General features: G+C 69.7%; 2 protein-coding genes. One reads left to right on the top strand and one right to left on the bottom strand.

What is annotated here, in order from left to right:
- Positions 1 to 114: 114 nt before the first annotated feature.
- Positions 115 to 1,296, bottom strand: a complete 1,182-nt coding sequence (nadA, locus tag ABZ721_RS40430) for a quinolinate synthase NadA (protein ID WP_358793838.1) — start codon at positions 1,294 to 1,296, stop codon at positions 115 to 117.
- A 242-nt stretch (positions 1,297 to 1,538) separates the two neighbouring features.
- On the opposite strand from nadA, the gene ABZ721_RS40435 reads away from it, so the two are divergent.
- Positions 1,539 to 1,904: an iron-sulfur cluster assembly accessory protein gene (locus ABZ721_RS40435; protein ID WP_358793839.1), complete on the top strand. Its 366-nt coding sequence runs from the start codon at positions 1,539 to 1,541 to the stop codon at positions 1,902 to 1,904.
- Positions 1,905 to 2,011 lie beyond the last annotated feature (107 nt).

Raw genomic sequence — 2,011 nt, forward strand, 5'->3', positions numbered from 1 at the left:
GCCCGGCCCCGCCCGCCCCCCCCCCCCCCGCCCCCCGCCCCCCCCCCCCCGGGCCCCCCCCCCCCCCGGGGGCCCCCCCCCCGCCCGTTCCGCGTCGATCACCTCTGCGGAGCCCTACGGCAGGGCGAGCATCTGCTCCAGGGCCTGCTTGGCGTACCGCTCGGTCTCCTCGTCCACCTGGATGCGGTTGACGAGCTTGCCGTCCGCCAGCGACTCCAGCGTCCACACCAGGTGCGGCAGGTCGATGCGGTTCATCGTCGAGCAGAAGCAGACGGTCTTGTCGAGGAAGACGATCTGCTTGTCCGGGTGCGCCTTGGCGAGCCGGCGGACGAGGTTCAGCTCGGTGCCGATCGCCCACGCCGAGCCGGCCGGGGCCGCGTCCAGCGCCTTGATGATGTACTCCGTCGAGCCGACGTAGTCGGCGGCGGAGACGACCTCGTGCTTGCACTCGGGGTGCACCAGCACGTTCACACCGGGTATCCGGGCGCGGACGTCCTCGACCGACTCGATCGAGAAGCGGCCGTGCACCGAGCAGTGGCCGCGCCACAGGATCATCTTCGCGTCGCGCAGCTGCTGGACGGTCAGCCCGCCGCCCGGCTTGTGCGGGTTGTAGAGCACGCAGTCGTCGAGCGACAGGCCCAGGTCGCGGACCGCGGTGTTGCGGCCCAGGTGCTGGTCGGGGAGGAAGAGCACCTTCTCGCCCTGCGAGAACGCCCACTCCAGCGCGCGCTCGGCGTTCGAGGACGTGCAGATCGTGCCGCCGTGCCGGCCGGTGAAGGCCTTGATGTCGGCGGAGGAGTTCATGTACGAGACGGGGACCGTGGTCCCGGCCACGCCCGCCTCGGTCAGCACGTCCCAGCACTCGGCGACCTGCTCGGCGGTGGCCATGTCGGCCATCGAGCAGCCGGCCGCCAGGTCCGGGAGGATCACGGCCTGCCGGTTCGACGTGAGGATGTCCGCGGACTCCGCCATGAAGTGCACACCGCAGAAGACGATGTACTCGGCCTCGGGGCGCGCGGCGGCGTCGCGCGCGAGTTTGAAGGAGTCGCCGGTCACATCGGCGAACTCGATGACTTCGTCACGCTGGTAGTGGTGGCCCAGGATGAAGACCTTGCTGCCGAGCCTGGCCTTCGCCGCGCGAGCACGCTCGACGAGGTCGGGGTCGGACGCGGCCGGCAGGTCACCGGGGCAGTCGACACCGCGCTCGCTGCGGGGATCGGACTCCCGTCCGAGCAGGAGCAGGGCGAGCGGCGTGGGCTGAACATCCAGCACATCCAGCGGTTCTGTGGTGGTCACGGGCCCGGAGCCCTTTCTGTGCAGCACAGCCTTTTCGTCTACCTGACGTTATCTATGATAGCCCGTTCGTGTCAGATTGACGATGCGGGTAGCGTCAATGTGACGCATTCCGTTCCAAGCCGTTCCGCGCCCGCAGTGTGCGAGCATTGACGGGCATAGGACGTATCGGACCCGGAATGAATCCGGGAGGACACCGGTTACGAGTTGATGGCAGAAGTCCGAACAACCCGGGAGTGAAGCAGATGTCGGTTCAGGACGAGAAGACCGCCGAGACCACCGCGAACGACGGACTTCTCCTGTCGGAATCCGCTGCGGCCAAGGTCAAGGGCTTGCTCGAGCAGGAAGGCCGTGAAGACCTGGCGCTGCGCGTCGCCGTTCAGCCTGGCGGCTGCTCCGGCCTGCGCTACCAGCTGTTCTTCGACGAGCGTTCGCTCGACGGCGACGTCGTGAAGGACTTCGACGGTGTGAAGGTCGTCACCGACCGGATGAGCGCCCCGTACCTGGGCGGCGCCTCCATCGACTTCGTGGACACGATCGAGAAGCAGGGCTTCACGATCGACAACCCGAACGCCACGGGCTCCTGCGCCTGCGGCGACTCGTTCCACTGATCTCACACGAAGGCGGCGGGCGCCCCGCGGGGGGGGGGGGCGCCCCCCCGGTTTGGCCACCCCGCCCCCCGGCCCCGCGGGCGGCGGGGGCGCGCGGCGCCGCGGGC

The sequence above is a fragment of the Streptomyces sp. NPDC006733 genome (genome assembly GCF_040636125.1).
GTDB lineage: Bacteria > Actinomycetota > Actinomycetes > Streptomycetales > Streptomycetaceae > Actinacidiphila.

Bases quoted from the DNA above. Each gene is read 5' to 3' on its own strand.
- ABZ721_RS40435 (WP_358793839.1), top strand. From the start codon at position 1,539: ATGTCGGTTCAGGACGAGAAGACCGCCGAGACCACCGCGAACGACGGA.